General features: G+C 73.7%; 16 protein-coding genes. 10 read left to right on the plus strand and 6 right to left on the minus strand.

Annotated features, from left to right (window positions below):
• Positions 1 to 7: 7 nt before the first annotated feature.
• Positions 8 to 469, minus strand: coding sequence for a hypothetical protein (locus C1701_RS14655; RefSeq protein WP_035292470.1), 462 nt, complete (start codon positions 467 to 469; stop codon positions 8 to 10).
• Positions 470 to 655: 186 nt separating this feature from the next.
• Here C1701_RS14655 and C1701_RS14660 point away from each other — a divergent pair, with 186 nt between their 5' ends.
• Complete coding sequence (locus C1701_RS14660) at positions 656 to 1780, plus strand: sugar phosphate nucleotidyltransferase (RefSeq protein ID WP_051314089.1); 1125 nt, start codon at positions 656 to 658, stop codon at positions 1778 to 1780.
• A gap of 95 nt (positions 1781 to 1875) precedes the next feature.
• Positions 1876 to 2742 carry a hypothetical protein gene (locus tag C1701_RS14665; RefSeq protein ID WP_026419317.1) on the plus strand — a complete coding sequence of 289 codons (867 nt, stop codon included), beginning with the start codon at positions 1876 to 1878 and terminating at the stop codon, positions 2740 to 2742.
• On the opposite strand, the gene C1701_RS14670 is transcribed toward C1701_RS14665, so the two are convergent.
• The 4 genes from C1701_RS14670 to C1701_RS14685 form a co-directional block, all read right to left on the minus strand.
• On the minus strand, positions 2716 to 3312 hold the full coding sequence (locus C1701_RS14670) for an NUDIX hydrolase (RefSeq protein WP_026419316.1): 597 nt from the start codon (positions 3310 to 3312) through the stop codon (positions 2716 to 2718). The genes C1701_RS14665 and C1701_RS14670 overlap by 27 nt on opposite strands.
• Entirely contained in the window at positions 3309 to 4745 is a 1437-nt protein-coding gene (locus C1701_RS14675; RefSeq protein WP_248784492.1) for a coenzyme F420-0:L-glutamate ligase, read from the minus strand. Before C1701_RS14675 ends, C1701_RS14670 begins: the two co-directional genes overlap by 4 nt.
• Positions 4742 to 5752, minus strand: coding sequence for a 2-phospho-L-lactate transferase (cofD, locus tag C1701_RS14680; RefSeq protein WP_103056037.1), 1011 nt, complete (start codon positions 5750 to 5752; stop codon positions 4742 to 4744). The genes C1701_RS14675 and cofD overlap by 4 nt, the downstream gene beginning before the upstream one ends.
• 101 nt (positions 5753 to 5853) lie before the next feature.
• Positions 5854 to 6618 (minus strand): site-2 protease family protein, encoded by a 765-nt coding sequence (locus C1701_RS14685; RefSeq protein WP_026419313.1) that lies wholly within the window; start codon positions 6616 to 6618, stop codon positions 5854 to 5856.
• A 387-nt stretch (positions 6619 to 7005) separates the two neighbouring features.
• On the opposite strand from C1701_RS14685, the gene C1701_RS14690 reads away from it, so the two are divergent.
• A complete protein-coding gene (locus C1701_RS14690; protein ID WP_169533982.1) occupies positions 7006 to 7263 on the plus strand; it encodes a WhiB family transcriptional regulator in 258 nt (85 codons plus the stop codon).
• 227 nt (positions 7264 to 7490) lie between these two features.
• On the opposite strand, the gene C1701_RS14695 is transcribed toward C1701_RS14690, so the two are convergent.
• Complete coding sequence (locus tag C1701_RS14695; protein WP_016699407.1) at positions 7491 to 7841, minus strand: DUF3499 domain-containing protein; 351 nt, start codon at positions 7839 to 7841, stop codon at positions 7491 to 7493.
• 188 nt (positions 7842 to 8029) lie between these two features.
• Here C1701_RS14695 and C1701_RS14700 point away from each other — a divergent pair, with 188 nt between their 5' ends.
• From C1701_RS14700 to C1701_RS14730, 7 genes are all read left to right on the plus strand, one after another.
• Positions 8030 to 8503: a metallopeptidase family protein gene (locus C1701_RS14700; protein WP_081715528.1), complete on the plus strand. Its 474-nt coding sequence runs from the start codon at positions 8030 to 8032 to the stop codon at positions 8501 to 8503.
• 105 nt (positions 8504 to 8608) lie between these two features.
• Positions 8609 to 9958, plus strand: coding sequence for a phosphomannomutase/phosphoglucomutase (locus tag C1701_RS14705; RefSeq protein WP_026419311.1), 1350 nt, complete (start codon positions 8609 to 8611; stop codon positions 9956 to 9958).
• Positions 9959 to 10020: 62 nt separating this feature from the next.
• Positions 10021 to 10269 carry a Trm112 family protein gene (locus tag C1701_RS14710; RefSeq protein ID WP_026419310.1) on the plus strand — a complete coding sequence of 83 codons (249 nt, stop codon included), beginning with the start codon at positions 10021 to 10023 and terminating at the stop codon, positions 10267 to 10269.
• Between the two features lie 5 nt (positions 10270 to 10274).
• Positions 10275 to 11399, plus strand: coding sequence for a hypothetical protein (locus C1701_RS14715; RefSeq protein ID WP_337662276.1), 1125 nt, complete (start codon positions 10275 to 10277; stop codon positions 11397 to 11399).
• A gap of 65 nt (positions 11400 to 11464) precedes the next feature.
• Complete coding sequence (gene manA, locus C1701_RS14720; RefSeq protein WP_026419308.1) at positions 11465 to 12691, plus strand: mannose-6-phosphate isomerase, class I; 1227 nt, start codon at positions 11465 to 11467, stop codon at positions 12689 to 12691.
• Positions 12692 to 12984: 293 nt separating this feature from the next.
• Positions 12985 to 13893 (plus strand): cation diffusion facilitator family transporter, encoded by a 909-nt coding sequence (locus C1701_RS14725; RefSeq protein ID WP_026419307.1) that lies wholly within the window; start codon positions 12985 to 12987, stop codon positions 13891 to 13893.
• Between the two features lie 281 nt (positions 13894 to 14174).
• Positions 14175 to 15854 (plus strand): amino acid permease, encoded by a 1680-nt coding sequence (locus C1701_RS14730; RefSeq protein ID WP_026419306.1) that lies wholly within the window; start codon positions 14175 to 14177, stop codon positions 15852 to 15854.
• Positions 15855 to 16059: the final 205 nt, after the last annotated feature.

The following is a 16059-nucleotide window of genomic DNA, read 5'->3' on the forward strand; positions in this document are numbered from 1 at the left end:
GGGAGGCCTAGAACTGCTGGTTGTGCCAGGGCGGGGTGGTGCTCTCGGCCTGCTGGTGCCCGCCACCGCCCGGCCCCGGGTGCGGGGCCTGCTGACCACCCGGCGACGGCGGGGGCTGGTGCGGGGGCCGTTGCTGGGGCGCGGTCATGCCGTGCCCACCGGTCTGCTGCGCGGGCGGCTGCGGCCGGCCGGGGCCACCCGGACCCGGCTGCTGTCCGTGCTGACCGGGCTGGCCCATCCCGGGATGACCGGGGGCGGTGGGGGCCGGGCGCTGGTCCGGCCGGAGGACCACGGTGCTCTCCGCGTCGGCGAGTTTCCGGCCCGGGTCCGCCGCCGAGACCACCCGGCGGGGGATCTGCACGGTGCTGGCGGCGTCCATCGGTGAGGTGGCGTCATCGGGGGTCACGACGAATGAGCCGCGCGCCCTGGCACGCGCCAGGGCCGCGTCAGCACGGTTTCGGGGGTCCATCGGTGACCTCTCCTGACGTTGCCGCGGAGCCGCGGGGGCCGACGCGAGCGGTGTTCGGTGGGCGGCTGGAGACCTACTCGCGGTGTGTGACCGCGGCGCCTCGGTGGGTCCACTGCCCGCGCGCTTGGTCGCTCATGCCAGAGTAGGCCCTCCGACGTGGTTTCGATAGATCAGGAGGAGCGTCGCATGTCGGTGAGTCCAGCCGAGCCACCGGCGACTGAGTCCGGATCGCGACGAGCACTGCGCGACGTCGACGCGGTTGTGCTGGTCGGAGGCAAGGGTACCCGGTTGCGGCCCCTGACCCTCTCCGCACCCAAGCCCATGCTGCCCACCGCCGGCGTGCCGTTCCTCACCCACCTGCTCTGCCGGATCAGGGCCGCCGGGGTGACGAGAGTGGTGCTGGGGACCTCGTACAAGGCGGAGGTGTTCGAGCGGCACTTCGGCGACGGGTCGGCCCTCGGGCTCGACCTGCGGTACGTGGTGGAGGACCGTCCGCTGGACACGGCGGGCGCGATCCGCAACGCGGCCGCCGGCCTGACCGCCCGCGACGTGCTGGTGTTCAACGGGGACATCCTCTCCGGGGTGGACCCGGCCGCCGTCGTCGACACGCACCGCTCCTCGGGAGCGCACGCCACCCTGCACCTGGTCCGGGTGAAGGACCCCCGCAGGTTCGGCAGCGTCCCCACCGACGAGACGGGGCGGGTCCTCGCCTTCCTGGAGAAGACCGACGACCCACCGACCGACCAGATCAACGCCGGCTGCTACGTCTTCCGCCGCGAGGTCGTCGACGACATCCCGGCCGGACGGCCGGTGTCGGTCGAACGGGAGACCTTCCCCGGCCTCCTGGAGTCCGGAGCTCGGCTCCAGGGCCACGTCGACACGTCCTACTGGCTCGACCTCGGCACCCCCGCCGCGTTCGTCCGAGGCTCCGCCGACCTCGTCCGGGGTGTCGTGCACTCCCCGGCCCTCCCCCGCCCCGCCGGCCCAGCCATCGTGCTCGACGGCGCGAGGGTCGCCGACGACGCGAAGGTGCACGGGGGCACCGCCGTGGGCGAGGGGGCCGAGGTGGGTTCCGGCGCCACCGTCGAGGGGTCCGTGCTGTTCTCCGGTGCCGTGGTCGGCAAGGGCGCCGAGGTCCGGCGGTGCGTCGTCGGCGCGCGCGCCGTCATCGGGGCCGGGGCGGTCATCGAGGATTCCGTGATCGGCGACGACGCGGTCGTCGGCGAGAACTGCGAGCTGGTCGGCGGCGCCCGCGTGTGGCCCGGAGTGGAGCTGCCCTCCAACGGCATCCGGTTCTCGGCGGACGTGTGAACCGCGAGTCCGGGACGCGGTCGCGCGCGGCGGCCCGCCCGCCCGCCGGACACCCCCGGACACCCCTCACCCGGTCCTGGACCCCGGCCCGCCCGGTGGACCTGGGGGAGCTGCTCGGGCCACTCCGGCGGGGGAGCGGCGACCCGTGCCTCCGCACCCACGGCGACGCCTACTGGTGGGCGACCAACACCGACGAGGGCCCCGGGACCCTGGCGCTGCGACGGCACCGGGGGGCGGTCCTGGCGACGGCGTGGGGGCCCGGGGCGGCGCGGCTGGTCGAGGGGCTCCCGGCGCTGTGCGGCGCCGAGGACGACGACGGCGGGTTCGTCGCGCACCACCCGGCGGTCGCCCTCGCGCGCCGGACCCTGCCGGGGCTGCGGCTGTGCTCCACGGGCCGGGTGTGGGACGTGCTGCTGGCCGCCGTCCTGGAGCAGAAGGTCACCAGCACCGAGGCGTGGCGCTCCTGGCGTGAGCTGGCCCGCCGTTTCGGCGGGCGGGCCCCCGGCCCCGACGGGGTGGACCTGCGGGTCCCACCGGACCCGGCTCGGCTGCGGTCGATCACCGACTGGCAGTGGCACCAGTGCGGTGTGGACGGCGCGAGGAGGCGCACCCTGCTGGCGGTCGCGGGCGTCGCGTCCCGCCTGGAGCGCGCGGTCGAACTCGGCGGTGCGGAGGGACGGGCGCTGCTCCGCGTCGTGCCCGGCGTGGGGGAGTGGACGGCAGCCGAGGTCGCCCAGCGGGCCTGGGGCGACCCCGACGCGGTGAGCGTCGGGGACTACCACCTGTCCAACACGATCGGGTGGGCGTTGCTCGGCCGGCGGGTGGACGACGCGGGCATGCTCGCGTTGCTCGCCCCCTACGCCGGCCAGCGGCACCGCGCGGTCCGGTACCTGACGGCGGTCGGTTCCCGCGCCCCCCGGAGGGGGCCGAGGCTGTCACCCCGGGACTACCGGGCCTGCTGATCCGGCCTCAGCCGCACCGGCCGCCCTGGTCATCGCCAGGCTGACCATGGTGGGCACCGAGTCCACGTCCGCCGGCAGCGCCGCCAGCGGGAACCAGCGCAGGTCGAGCGACTCCGCGCTGAGCACCTCCCGCGCCGCCACCGGGGCGCGCACCAGGAAGCGGACGTCGAAGTGCCGGGTCGGCACACCGAGGGAGCAGGTCACCTCGTGGACGTCGAGGTGCAGGGGACGCGGGTCGATGCGCAGCCCGGTGATGCCGGACTCCTCGGTGGCCTCCCGCAACGCCGCCGACACCAGGTCGGTGTCCTCCGGTTCGCAGTGCCCGCCGAGTTGGAGCCACCGCCCGACCCGGGGGTGGAGCGTCAGCAGGGTGCGTTCCCCCGTCGCGTCCAGCACCAACGCGGAGGCGGTGAGGTGGCCGGCCTCGCAGGACCGGTGGCACGCGTCCGCCCTGGCGGCGAGGAAACCCAGGAAGGCCTGGCGCAGCGCCTCCTGCCCGGGGTCCGCCGTCCGCCACGAGGACAGGCAGCGCACGGCGTTGGTGTGGAGGTCCGGCCCTGGCGCGGTCACAGCTCCACCATGCCCTCGTCCAGGGCGGCCGGCGGGCGGGGGCCCTCGGCCGGCTGGGCCGGGTGCCCCACCGCCACGGTGCCCAGCGGTTCCCAGTGCTCGGGTAGCTCGAGCACCTCCCGCACCACCTCCGGGCAGAACAGGGTCGACGACACCCAGCAGGAGCCGAGGTCCTCGGCGGCGAGGGCGACGAGCAGGCCCTGCACCGCGGCGCCCCCGGCGACGGTGAACATCGACCGCTCCGCCTCCTGTCGCCGCGCGTCGGGGTAGTCGTGCGCCGCGTCCCGGACCAGGAAGGGCAGGACGAGTTCGGGAGCGCGGTGGAGCAGGTCACCCCGCCGCACCCGCCGTTCCGCGCGCTCGGCCGTCAGGCCGTCGCCGGCGAGGTCGGCCAACCACGCCCGCCGCATGGCCGCCAGCAGCGTCCGCCTCCGCACCGGGTCCCGGAGCCACACGAAGCGAACCGGGCGGCTGTGGTGGGGTGCGGGGGCCGTCAGCGCGGCACCCACGGCACGGCGCACCGCGTCGGGGCTCACCGGCTCGTCCGCGAACTCGCGGACCGACCGCCGCGACAGGACGGCCTCGGACCGCCCGCGTCGCACCGCCTCGGCGGTCCCCATGCGGAACAGGTCCTGCTCCACCGGCCGCACCAACGCGCGTGCCGTTGACCCGTCGTCCACCAGGCGCAGCCCGCGCACCACGGCGACCGGCACGCCACCCAGTTTGCCCTTGACCAGGTCGGCCGCGGCGGCGATCTCGTCGGCCAGCGCCACGGACGTCACCGCGAGTTCGTTGCCGTGCTGGTCGACCCGCCCGGCGTAACCGTGGAGCACCGGCAACCCGGAGGCGCCGATCGCCGCGTCGGTCTGCCCGTTCCGCCAGGCCCGGCCCATCGTGTCGGTCACCACGACCGCCACCTCGACGCCCAGCCGCTCCCGGACGCCGGCCCTGAGCCGCGCGGCGCTGGCGTCCGGGTCCTCCGGGAGCAGCGCGATCTGGTCGGTGGCGACGTTGGAGGCGTCGACCCCGGAGGCGGCCTGCACGATGCCCAACCGGTTCTCCGTGATGAGGCTGTTCCGGAACCGGGCGATCACCGAGACCGCCTCCTGGCCGACCAGTTCCCGCCGGGCGGCCTCGCGGGCCTCCGGGTCGCGGGGAACGGTCACCAACCGGCCCTCGGCCTTCGAGACGATCTTGCTGGTGACCACGACGACGTCGTGGTCCCGCAGCCAGGGGGCCGATCCGGCGACCAGCGCGGCCAGGTCGGTACCGGGCCGGACCTCGGGCAGCCCCGGGACCGGGAACAGTTCGAGGCGGCTCGCCGCGTGGTCGCCCTCCCGCACCGGCGGCGTGGTGGTGTCGGAACCGCCCCGCGCCGGGCCGGCGCCCTGGGGTGCGGGGCTCTCCTCGTGGGGGGTGGACGTCGTGCTCATCGGGTCACCTCAGCCAGATCGAAGGCCGCCTCCACCATCGCAGCCGTGGCGGCGACGTCGGACATGAGCAGCGGCACGGAACGCACCGCCGCGCCGGGGACGACGGCGGTGTCCCCGGTGTGCACGAGCCAGCCGTCGAGCAGGCCGGAGCCCCCCTGCCCCCGCCCGCCGTAGTGCCGGCCCACCCCCTCGGCGGTCGAGGGGACCCCGAGGGCCCGGAGACAGGCGTCGGCCATGCCCCGGAGCGGTTTCCCCGCGATGATCGGGGACACGCCGACCACGGGGGCGGAGGTGGCGCGCACAGCGTCCCGGACGCCCTCGACGGCCAGGATCGACCCGATGCTGACGACGGGGTTGGACGGCGCCAGCAGCACGATGTCCGCTTCGTCGAGGGCGGCCGCGACGCCGGGGGCCGGGGTGGCGGTCTCGGCGCCGACCTGGCCTATCCAGTGCGCCGGTAGGCCAGCCCTGTGCCGCACCCACCACTCCTGGAAGTGGATCGCGCGCCGCTCCCCGGAGTCGGGGTCGTCCACCGAGACGTGGGTCTCCACCCGGTCGTCGGACGCGGGGAGGAGCCGGACCCCCGGCCGCCACCGGTCGCACAGGGCCTCGGTGACGGCGGACAGGGGGTAGCCGGCGCGGAGCATGCGGCTGCGCACCAGGTGCGTGGCGATGTCCCGGTCGCCGAGGCCGAACCAGTCCGGGGGCGCGCCGTAGGCGGCGAGTTCCCCCTTCACCGCCCAGCTCTCCCCCGCGCGGCCCCAGCCCCGTTCCTCGTCGATGCCACCGCCCAGGGTGTACATGCAGGTGTCGAGGTCCGGGCAGATCCGGAGACCGTGCATCCAGGTGTCGTCGCCGGTGTTGACCACCGCCGTCACCTGGTGTTCCCCCACGTCGCCGCCGGAGCCCGAGGTCGGTTCCCCGACCGGGGGCAGTCCGAGCGCGGCCTTGACCCCGAGGAGGAAGCGAGCGCCCCCGACTCCCCCGACCAGCACCACGATTCTCACGAGGCGTCATCCTCGCATTCCCCGATCACGGCCACCGCCGGGAGCCGTCGGAAGCGGGTCGGACGGGCGGCGCGGGGCGGGGCGGGCAGCGGGGCTCGGGCCTACCGCCAGAACCGGAACTCCGACCCGCCCCAGGCGGCCAGCATGGCGTCGCCGCCGATCAGGCGGAACAGCTCGGAGGTGAGGGTGAACAGCCCGTCGGTCAGGTACGGGAAGCCGATCTGGGGCAACCCCAGCAGGACGGCGAAGAGCGCGAGCGGGGCCCAGGGTCGGGCCACCGACCCGTAGTGCCGCCACTTGGCGGAGAGGTGCGGTTCGAGCGCCCCGTACCCGTCCAACCCCGGAACCGGGAGCATGTTCAGCACGAAGGCGATGATCTGGACGTAGGCCAGGTAGGACAGCGCGGCCGCCAGCGTGAGCGGGGGCTGGGTCAGCGACACCGCGGCGACGAGCAACCCGCCCAGGGCGAGGTTGGTCAGCGGGCCGGCGAGGGAGACCCCGCTTTCCACCGCACGGGAGCGCAGCGCGTGCCGGTTGATCCAGACCGCCCCGCCTGGCAGCGGGATCCCGCCCGCCATCAGCAGCAGGATCGGCAGCAGCAGGCTCAGGACCGGGTCGGTGTACCGCCGGGGGTCGAGCGTCAGGTAGCCCTTGTCCCTGACCGACAGGTCCCCGCCCCGGTAGGCGACGGCGGCGTGACCGAACTCGTGGAGGCACAGGGAGACCGCCCAGCCGCCGAGGACGACGAGCACGACTCCCGCGGTGGCGGCGGCGGAGGCGTCGACGAGGGTCAGCGCGCCGCCGGCCACGGTCGCCGCGAGGATGGCGAGGAAGAGCGGGCTGAGGCGAACGGGAGAACTCGTCACGAGGCCAGTGTCCCCCACCTCCCGGGGGCGACCGGTGGGAGAGAGGTCCCTCCCAGCCGGCCCGCCGCCACCGCCCGATCGGTGGGCCTTTCGCGGCGCGTCGCTGTCAAGCGGCTGTCCGTGGGTTTCCGGGAAACCTCCTGATGGCCTAGCGAGTTCGGCGTTCCGCACCCGCCTTCGGGAACCCCGTGCGCTGGTAACTCGTTCGGCTGACTATCGCTTGACCCCTAGCGGTTACACAGGTGTAATCACATCGGTGTCATTCGTCGACCGAGGGGGCCGACGGGTGGCGTCCGCCAACCGGGGAGTGCGGAAGGCGAGGAGGCGGACGTGCGGGAATTCGAACTGGACCGTGAGACAGAGCGGGGGACCGTCCAGCTTGGGGAGTTGGACGTGCTGACCGGTTTGTTCGATACGGGAGAGGAAGAACAGGACTGGCAGGAGCGCGCACTGTGCGCGCAGACCGATCCGGAAGCGTTCTTCCCAGAGAAGGGTGGGTCGACCCGGGAGGCGAAACGGATCTGCTCCGGCTGCGAGGTGCGCTCCGAGTGCCTCGAGTACGCGCTGGCGCACGACGAACGTTTCGGCATCTGGGGCGGACTGTCCGAACGTGAGCGACGCAAGCTCAAGAAACGCGCGGTCTGACGCCGCGTGTGCGGAGCCCCTCGGCACGCCGAGGGGCTCCGTCGTTCCCGCGCCCAGGGGGCGGCCCGGAGCCCCGTCTGGCGTTCTCGCCACGGGCGCCCGGTGGCTGCGCTGCGTAGTCGGAACTCGGTCAGGGCACCCCCGCCGCGGTCCGGAAGTGATCTTGGCCACGTCGGTTGTCCCGGGCGGGTCGGCCACCCGTTCCGGTCCGGCGACCGGACCCCGCCTCAGTCGTCATGGGGATTCCGGAGTACTCGCAGGTGTGGCCGACCAGGGCTGGTCACCGACTCCTCGGGCACCTCTGCCTGCCGGTCGACGCGACCGGCCTCGCGGACTGCCTCCGCGAGCGCGGTCAGATCGTCGACCGACGGTTGGGACAGGGCGAACTCGCCCTCGTACCGGACTACGTCCCATCCCTTGGGTGCCGTCAACCTCATCGCGTGCGCTTCGCACAAGTCGTAGCTGTGTGGCTCGGCGTAGGTGGCCAGGGGCCCGACAACTGCGGTGGAGTCCGCGTACGCGTAGGTGAGCGTGGCGACAGCCGGGTTGGTACACCCGGTTCGCGAGCACCGTCTCACGCTCCGCACAGCGGGGACGATAGCGCCTGTCCGCCCTGGCGAGTAGCAGCCACGCGGATGACACGCTTTCGTGATCCATTCCCCGCCGGTCACGCTCCGGTTCCGCCGGTCCGCCGGTGGGTGCTCCTGGGCAGCCGGTCCGGTGACGGCGGACCGGAAGGGCTGCCTGGTCCCGTACCCTTGGCCCTGTGGCGGTAGCGCGCGGATACCAGAGGCGAACTCGCTGCCGACGTGATCGGCGGGGGCGTGGCCTGCGAGGCACGCTGTACCCGCCGTCGATGCCGGCGGCACGCAGTCGGGCGGAGCGGTTCGACGCCCTCGTGCTGGAGGCGCTGGAGCCCATCGAGCAGCGGTGGCGGGCGGAGCTGACCCAGCTCGACGTCGCCGTGGACGATGTGCCCGAGCTGCGCGCCGGCTACCGGCCGGACGGCGACCAGGGTGATGTCGTGGGCGACGGCGAGATCCCCCTCGCGCGGCTCGTACCGGCGGGCGTCGACCGGCGCGGCGTTCCCACCAGGGCCAGGGTCGTGCTCTACCGCCGGCCCCTGGAGGCGAGGGCGCGGGACGGCGCGGACCTCTCCGACCTCGTGCACGACGTCCTGGTCGAGCAGGTGGCCAGCTACCTCGGTCTTGATCCGGATGTCGTGGAGGGTGAGGGCTGACCGGAGGCTTTGCCCACCGACCCGTTCTGGTGACCGCTCCGCGCCGGTACCCTTCGGAGGCCAGGGTCGGCGAGATCGGGGACGGCCCGCAGTGAGGGAGGCGGCGTGCGCGACCTGTCCGACATCGTGAAGGCCTACGACATCCGCGGTCTGGTCGGTGAACAACTCGACGAGGACGTGGTGCGGGACATCGGCGCCGCGTTCGCGCGACTGGTGGGCGGCCCGGAGATCGTCGTCGGCCACGACATGCGGGAGTCGTCACCCGGGCTCGCCGCGGCGTTCGCCGAGGGGGTCACCGGCCAGGGGATCGATGTCGTGAGCATCGGTCTGGCCAGCACCGACATGCTGTACTTCGCCTCCGGCACGCTCGACCTGCCCGGCGCGATGTTCACCGCGAGCCACAACCCCGCCGCCTACAACGGCATCAAGTTGTGCCGGGCCGGCGCGGCGCCCGTGGGCCAGGACAGCGGCCTCGCCGAGATCCGCGAGATGGTCGCCACCGGCGTCCCGGGTTTCGTGGGGAGGCAGGGAACGGTCCGGCAGCGCGACCTCCTCGCGGACTACGCCCGCTACCTGCGCGAACTGGTGGACCTGTCCGGTTCCCGGCCGCTGCGCGTCGTGGTCGACGCCGGGAACGGGATGGGCGGCCACACCGTCCCCAGCGTCTTCGAGGGGCTGCCGATCGAGATCGTCCCGCTGTACTTCGAGCTCGACGGCGAGTTCCCGAACCACGAGGCCAACCCGCTCGACCCGAAGAACCTGGTCGACCTACAGGCGCGGGTCCGCGCCGAGGGGGCCGACGCGGGACTCGCGTTCGACGGGGACGCCGACCGCTGCTTCGTGGTGGACGAGCGGGGAGAGGCGGTGTCCCCGAGCGCGATCACCGCGCTGGTGGCCGTGCGGGAACTGGCCAAGGAACCGGGCGCGACGGTGATCCACAACCTGATCACTTCCCGGGGAGTTCCCGAGATCGTCACCGAACACGGCGGGAAGCCCGTCCGCACCCGGGTCGGCCACTCCTTCATCAAGCAGACGATGGCCCAGACGGGGGCGATCTTCGGCGGGGAGCACTCGGCCCACTACTACTTCCGCGACTTCTGGCGGGCGGACACCGGCATGCTCGCCGCGCTGCACGTGCTGGCGGCCCTGGGCGAACAGGACCGGCCGCTGTCCGAGCTCACCGCCGCCTACCAGCGCTACCAGGCGTCGGGGGAGATCAACTCGACGGTGGACGAGCCGACCGAGCGGCTCGCGGCGGTGCGGTCCGCCTACGCGGACCGCCCCGAGGTGGTCCTCGACGAGTTGGACGGCCTGACCGTCTCGCTGCCCGGGGGAGCGTGGTTCAATCTGCGCCCGTCGAACACCGAGCCGCTGTTGAGGTTGAACATCGAGGGACCGGACGAGGCGACGGTCGCGGGACTGCGCGACGACGTGCTCGCGATCGTCCGAGGCTGACGTCGACGACGAGTCAGAGGGCGGCGTGCCGGCCTTGCGACTCCCGGTGAAGAGGAGGAACCGTGGCCGTTGATCTGAACCCCCGTCTGCTGGACGTGCTCGCGTGCCCGTGTGACGAGCACGGCCCCCTGCGGACCGGTACGCCGTCCGACCCCGACGCCGACTACCTGACCTGCACCCTGTGCGCCCGACGGTTCCCGGTCCGCGACGGCATCCCGGTGCTGCTGCTGGACGAGGCCGAGGGCGGCCCGGACGCGGCGCGGGGGACCGGAACCGGCGCACCGACCGGTGGGGACTCGGCGAGCAGGTGATCCCGGTGCTCGACGACACCCTGCTCGACGATCCGGCGTGGCTCCAGCAGGCCGACACCGCCGGTCTGCTCCGGGCGGCCGCGACCCCGGGAGCCCAGGTGCGGGCCACCGCCGGCGCCGCGGTCGAGGCGGGCCTGTCCCGCCTCGTCAGTGAACGGCCCAGGGCGCTGGTCCTGCTCTCCAGGAGCGCCGCCGGCGCCGACGCGGCACCGTTGGTGACCGCGCTGCTGGGGCCGGAGTGCCCGGTCCCCGTGGTGACCTCGCCCGACGTCCCGCGCTGGGTCGGCCCACTCGACGTCGTCGTCGTCCACGTCGACGACATGGTCGACGAACCCGCCCTGGCGGAGGGCGTGTACCGAGCGGGCCGGCGCGGGGCGCGGGTGGTCGTCGCCGGGCCCGGCGACGGGCCGGTGGCCGCCGCGGCGGCCGGCGGGCAGGCGATCCTGCTCCCCACCCGGGTCCCGGTCCCACCGGGGTTGGGGCTCGCGGCCGCCGTCGCGCTCACCCTCGCGGTGACCGACGCGCTCGGGCTGCTCCGCGTCGACCTCGACGGTCTGGCCGACCGGTTGGACCACGCGTCGGAGCGCGACCACCTCTCCCACGAGTCCTTCGTCAACCCGGCCAAGTCGCTGGCGCTGCGGTTCGGGGAACGCCTGCCGCTGCTCTGGGGCGTCGACCCGGTCGCCGTCGCCGTGGCCGGCCACGGCGCGGGCGCGCTGGCCGGGTTCGCGGGTGTCGCCGCCGACGCCACCGGCTACCAGCAGGCCGAACGCCGTCCCGCGCTGTTCAGGACCGCCGTCTCCCAGGGCTCCGACGGGGACATCTTCGCCGACCCGGACGACCTGTCCGGGCAGCAGCGGGTGCGGGTACTGCTGGTCAGCGTGCCCGCCGGACCGGCCGTGTCCCCGGTCCCGCCCCGCCCCGACCAGCGCGAGGCGGACCTCGTGCTGCGGAGGGCGACGGACCGCCTTCCCGCCGCGGACCTCCTCGTTCCCGGTGAGGAGTCGCAGGGCGACCCGGTGACCGGCGCGTTGTCCCTCGCGTGCCGACTGGACACCGCCGCCGTCTACCTCGGTCTGACCACCGGGGCGATGGGCGGCTCGGCCGAGCTGCGGCCGTCCGGCGTGTGACCGTCCGGGCGGCGGCCAGCGCCGGCCCGGCTTGAGACCAGCGGACAAGCGAACGAGAGACGACAGTGGACCTGCTGCGCAATCCGGTGCGCCCCTATGCCTGGGGTTCCCGCACCGCGATCTCGGAACTGCTCGGTCGACCGATCCCGGCGCCCCACCCCGAGGCAGAACTGTGGCTCGGCGCCCATCCCTCCGACTCCTCGGTCCTGGTGCGGCCGGACGGTACCGAAGCCGCCCTCACCGAGCTCCTCCACGCCGATCCGATCGGGCAGCTCGGCAGCAAGTGCGCCGACCGGTGGGGGCCTCGGCTCCCCTTCCTGATGAAGGTGCTCGCCGCCGAGGAACCGCTCAGCCTCCAGGCCCACCCGTCCTCCGAGCAGGCGGAGGAGGGGTTCGAGCGGGAGGAGGCCGCGGGCGTTCCCCTGCTGGCACCGACCCGGAACTACCGCGACAGCAGTCACAAACCCGAGTTGATCTGCGCGCTCACCGAGTTCCACGCCCTCGCCGGTTTCCGGGACGCCCAGGTGACCCTGCGGTTCCTCGACGCGCTCGACGTGCCGACGCTGCGGCCCTACACGGGCCTGCTGGCCGCCGAGCCCGGGCCGGGTGGGCTGCGGGCGCTGTTCACCACCCTCATCACGCTGCCGCAGCGCGCCCTGGACGTGCTGCTCCCGCCGGTGCTGGAGGGCTGCGTCCGGCACCTGCGGGAACGCGGCGCGTTCGGTCAGGAGTGCCGGACGGTGCTGGAGCTGGGGGAGGCCTACCCGGGGGACGCGGGGGTCCTGGCCGCCCTGTTGCTCAACCGCGTCGTCCTCCAGCCAGGGGAGGCCATCTACCTCCCGGCGGGGAACCTGCACAGCTACCTGCTGGGCACCGGGGTGGAGATCATGGCGAACTCCGACAACGTCCTGCGCGGGGGACTCACCCCGAAGCACGTGGACGTGCCGGAACTCATGCGGGTGCTGGACTTCGCCCACGGCCCGATGCCGGTGCTGACCGGTGACCAGGAGGGCCAGCACCTGACCGTCTACCGGACCCCGGCCGAGGAGTTCCAGCTGTCGCGCATCGACTGGGACGCCGACGAGGTGGCGCCGGTCGCCCTGACCGGCGCCACCCCCCAACTGCTCCTCTGCACGGACGGTCAGGTCACCCTCACCAGCCCCGAGCACGGTGAACTGGAGGTGTGCCGGGGGCAGTCGGTGTGGCTCCCGGCGGAGGACCCACCGGTGCGGGTGCGCCCGGCGACCGGGGCCCGCACCCAGCTCTTCCACGCCACCGCGCCGCTCGGCTGACCACCGCCGAGGGGCCGGCGGTCGTCGCGCCGGCCCGGCGGGCACGCCCCCCGTTGGTCGCGGTTCGTCCGGTTCGTGGCGACCACGCCATCGCGCGGGCCCGGCCCGTCCACCCCGACCCGGGTGGGTGATCAGAGCGCGGTGGGACTCGTGCCACCCAGCCGGCTCCCCACGCTCTCGCTACCGTGACCAGCGCGGCGGCGGGTGAGGCGCCCGGGCACGGGTCTGCCGCTGCGGCGCTTCCACCCGCGGTCAGCGCGCTGACCCGGGGTCGGACCACGGGAGGGCGGGGCGTGGCAGGGGAGGAGAGCACCAGGGCGGTACTGGCCGCGCTGGCCGCGAATCTGGGTCTCGCGGTCGCGAAGTTCGTCGGTTTCCTCGTCACCGGGTCGTCGGCCATGCTCGCCGAGAGCGTGCACTCGGTTGCCGACACCTCGAACCAGGGGCTGCTGTTGGTCGGGAAGCGGACCTCCCGGCGGAGGGCGACACCGGAACACCCCTTCGGGTACGGACGGGACCGCTACTTCTACGCCTTCGTGGTGGCCCTGCTGCTCTTCTCCCTCGGGTCCGTGTTCGCCCTCTACGAGGGCGTGCGCAAGGTGTTCGGCGCGGAGACCCTCACCTCTCCCCTGGTCGCCGTGGTGATCCTGCTCGTGGGCATCGGGCTGGAGTCCCTCAGCCTGCGGACGGCGGTGCGCAACTCCCGGGCCGCGCGGGGGACCCGGAGCTGGTGGCGGTTCATCCGGCAGGCCAAGGAGCCCGAACTCCCCATCGTGCTGTTGGAGGACAGCGGTGCGCTGGTCGGGCTGGTACTCGCCCTCGCCGGTATCGGCCTCACCGTGCTGACCGGCGACCCGGTGTGGGACGGAGTGGCCACCCTCGGCATCGGCGCGTTGCTCGGGTTCATCGCGGTCACCCTGATCATCGAGACCAAGAGCCTGCTGGTGGGCGAGGGGGCGAGCGCCGAGGAGGTGCGGCGCATCCGGGAGGCGCTGGTCGGGAGCCGGGTATCCCGCGTCATCCACCTGCGGACCGAGTACCTCGGGCCGGAGGAGCTGCTGGTCGCCGCCAAGATCGCCGTGACGGCGTCGCTCTCCACCCGCGAGGTGGCCGCCGCCATCGACGAGGCGGAGGGCAGGCTCCGCGCCGCCGTTCCCGTCGCCCGCCTCGTCTACCTCGAACCCGATCTCGACCGGGGGTGAACGGTCGACGGGCGGGTGGGAGGCGCTGCGGCGCGGGCGGTGTCCCACCCGGTGAGCCGACCACGACCGTGGCCCCGCGGGCCTGGCTCGCCCGCCGCCCGGACGGCGAACCGGTGCGAAACGACCGAATCGTCCGGTGGGCGGGTGCGACCAGTGCTCACCCCCGTGTGGCCAACGTCAAATGGTCTGGACTTCAGCGCCGCGAGGACTATCGTTTCGGTGACTTTCCAACGGTGGGGCCTCGGGGGGAACCCCGGGGAAGGCAGTGAGGGGCGAACGACATGGCCCGGCATGGGCTGATGCGAACCAAGAGCGTGGAGCAGTCCATCGCCGAGACGGACGAGCCCGGTACGCGACTCCGCAGGGACCTCACGGCCTGGGACCTGACGGTCTTCGGTGTCGCGGTCGTCATCGGAGCGGGGATCTTCACGTTGGCGGCCAGAACCGCCGGGAACGTGGCCGGCCCCTCCGTCTCGTTGTCGTTCGTCCTCGCCGCGATCGCGTGTGGCCTGGCCGCGTTGTGCTACGCCGAGTTCGCCTCGACCCTGCCGGTCGCCGGTTCGGCCTACACCTTCTCCTACGCGACCTTCGGCGAGTTCCTCGCCTGGATCATCGGCTGGGACCTGATCCTCGAGTTCGCCCTGGCCTCGGCGGTGGTCAGCAAGGGCTGGTCGGACTACCTGCGTGAGGGACTGGCCCTGCTGGGTCTGGACGTGCCCACCACCGTCACCCTGGGGTCGCTCGAGTTCGACTGGGGCGCCGTCCTGCTCATCGCCGTGCTGACGCTCCTGCTGGCCCTGGGCACCAAGCTCTCCTCCCGGGTCAGCCAGGTCATCACCGCCATCAAGGTCGCCGTCGTGCTGCTCGTGATCATCGTGGGCTTCGCCTACGTGCGGGCCGAGAACTACTCGCCGTTCATCCCCCCGGCCCAGGGCAGCGCCGAGGGTGGCGGTTCCGGGCTCGACCAGTCCTTGTTGTCGTTGGTGTTCGGCGTGGAGACCAGCACGTACGGGGTGTTCGGCCTGCTCGCGGCGGCGTCCCTGGTGTTCTTCGCCTTCATCGGATTCGACGTGGTGGCCACGACGGCCGAGGAGACCAGGAACCCGCAGCGCGACCTGCCCCGAGGCATCCTCGGTTCCCTGCTCATCGTGACCGTCCTCTACGTGCTGGTGGCCCTCGTGCTGACCGGGATGCAGAGCTACCAGGAACTCGCCACCCAACCCGGAGGGCAGGACGCCACCCTGGCGACCGCGTTCGCCGCGAACGGGGTCGACTGGGCCGCCGGGGTGATCTCCGTGGGGGCTCTCGCCGGTCTGACCACCGTGGTGATGGTGCTCATGATGGGCCAGATCCGGGTCCTCTTCGCGATGTCACGGGACGGGCTGGTGCCCCGGAGGCTGGCACCGACGGGCAGGCGCGGCACGCCGGTGCGGGCCACCCTCCTGGTCGGTGGGGTGGTGGCCGTGGTCGCCGGTTTCCTCCCGGCGCACGCGCTGGAGGAGATGGTGAACGTCGGCACCCTGTTCGCCTTCGTCCTGGTCTCCGCGGGGGTCATCGTCCTGCGCCGCACCCGGCCGGACCTCAAGAGGGGATTCCGGGTCCCGCTGGTCCCGTTGATCCCGATCCTCGCGATCCTCGCCTGCGTCTGGTTGATGTTCAACCTGACCGCGCTGACGTGGGTGCGGTTCTCGATCTGGATGGCGCTGGGCGCGGTGATCTACTTCGTCTACGGCTACCGGAACTCCACCCTGGCCAGGCGGGAGCGGATGGCGACGGCCCCGGCGGGCGCGGCCGCTGGCCCGGTGCCCTCCGAGGCGGGCGACGCTGCCGGGGGACGCGGCGGGGCGGGACCCCGGGGCCCGGCGACGGCCCAGGACGACGGTGCGGACGGTGCGTCCGGCGGCGGGTCCACCTCCGACGGCACCGGGGACGGCTCCTCCTCCGGCGCTGCGGGTGACTGACCTGACCCGGTCGGTGGCGGGGCCGTGGGGCGAGTCGGCCGGCGGGATTCGACGCCGCCGGTGACCGGTCGGCGTCGACCGCCCACGGCTCGTGCGGAGAGGAGCGCCGTGCCTCGGGGGTCGGTCCACGCTCGCCACCGGCCCCCCGACGCACCGCGGCCCGCTCCCAGCCGCCCCGGTTCGGGGCCCGTTCGCGGGCACGGGT

Source organism: Actinoalloteichus sp. AHMU CJ021 (assembly GCF_002895405.1).
In the GTDB taxonomy this organism is placed as follows: domain Bacteria; phylum Actinomycetota; class Actinomycetes; order Mycobacteriales; family Pseudonocardiaceae; genus Actinoalloteichus_B; species Actinoalloteichus_B caeruleus.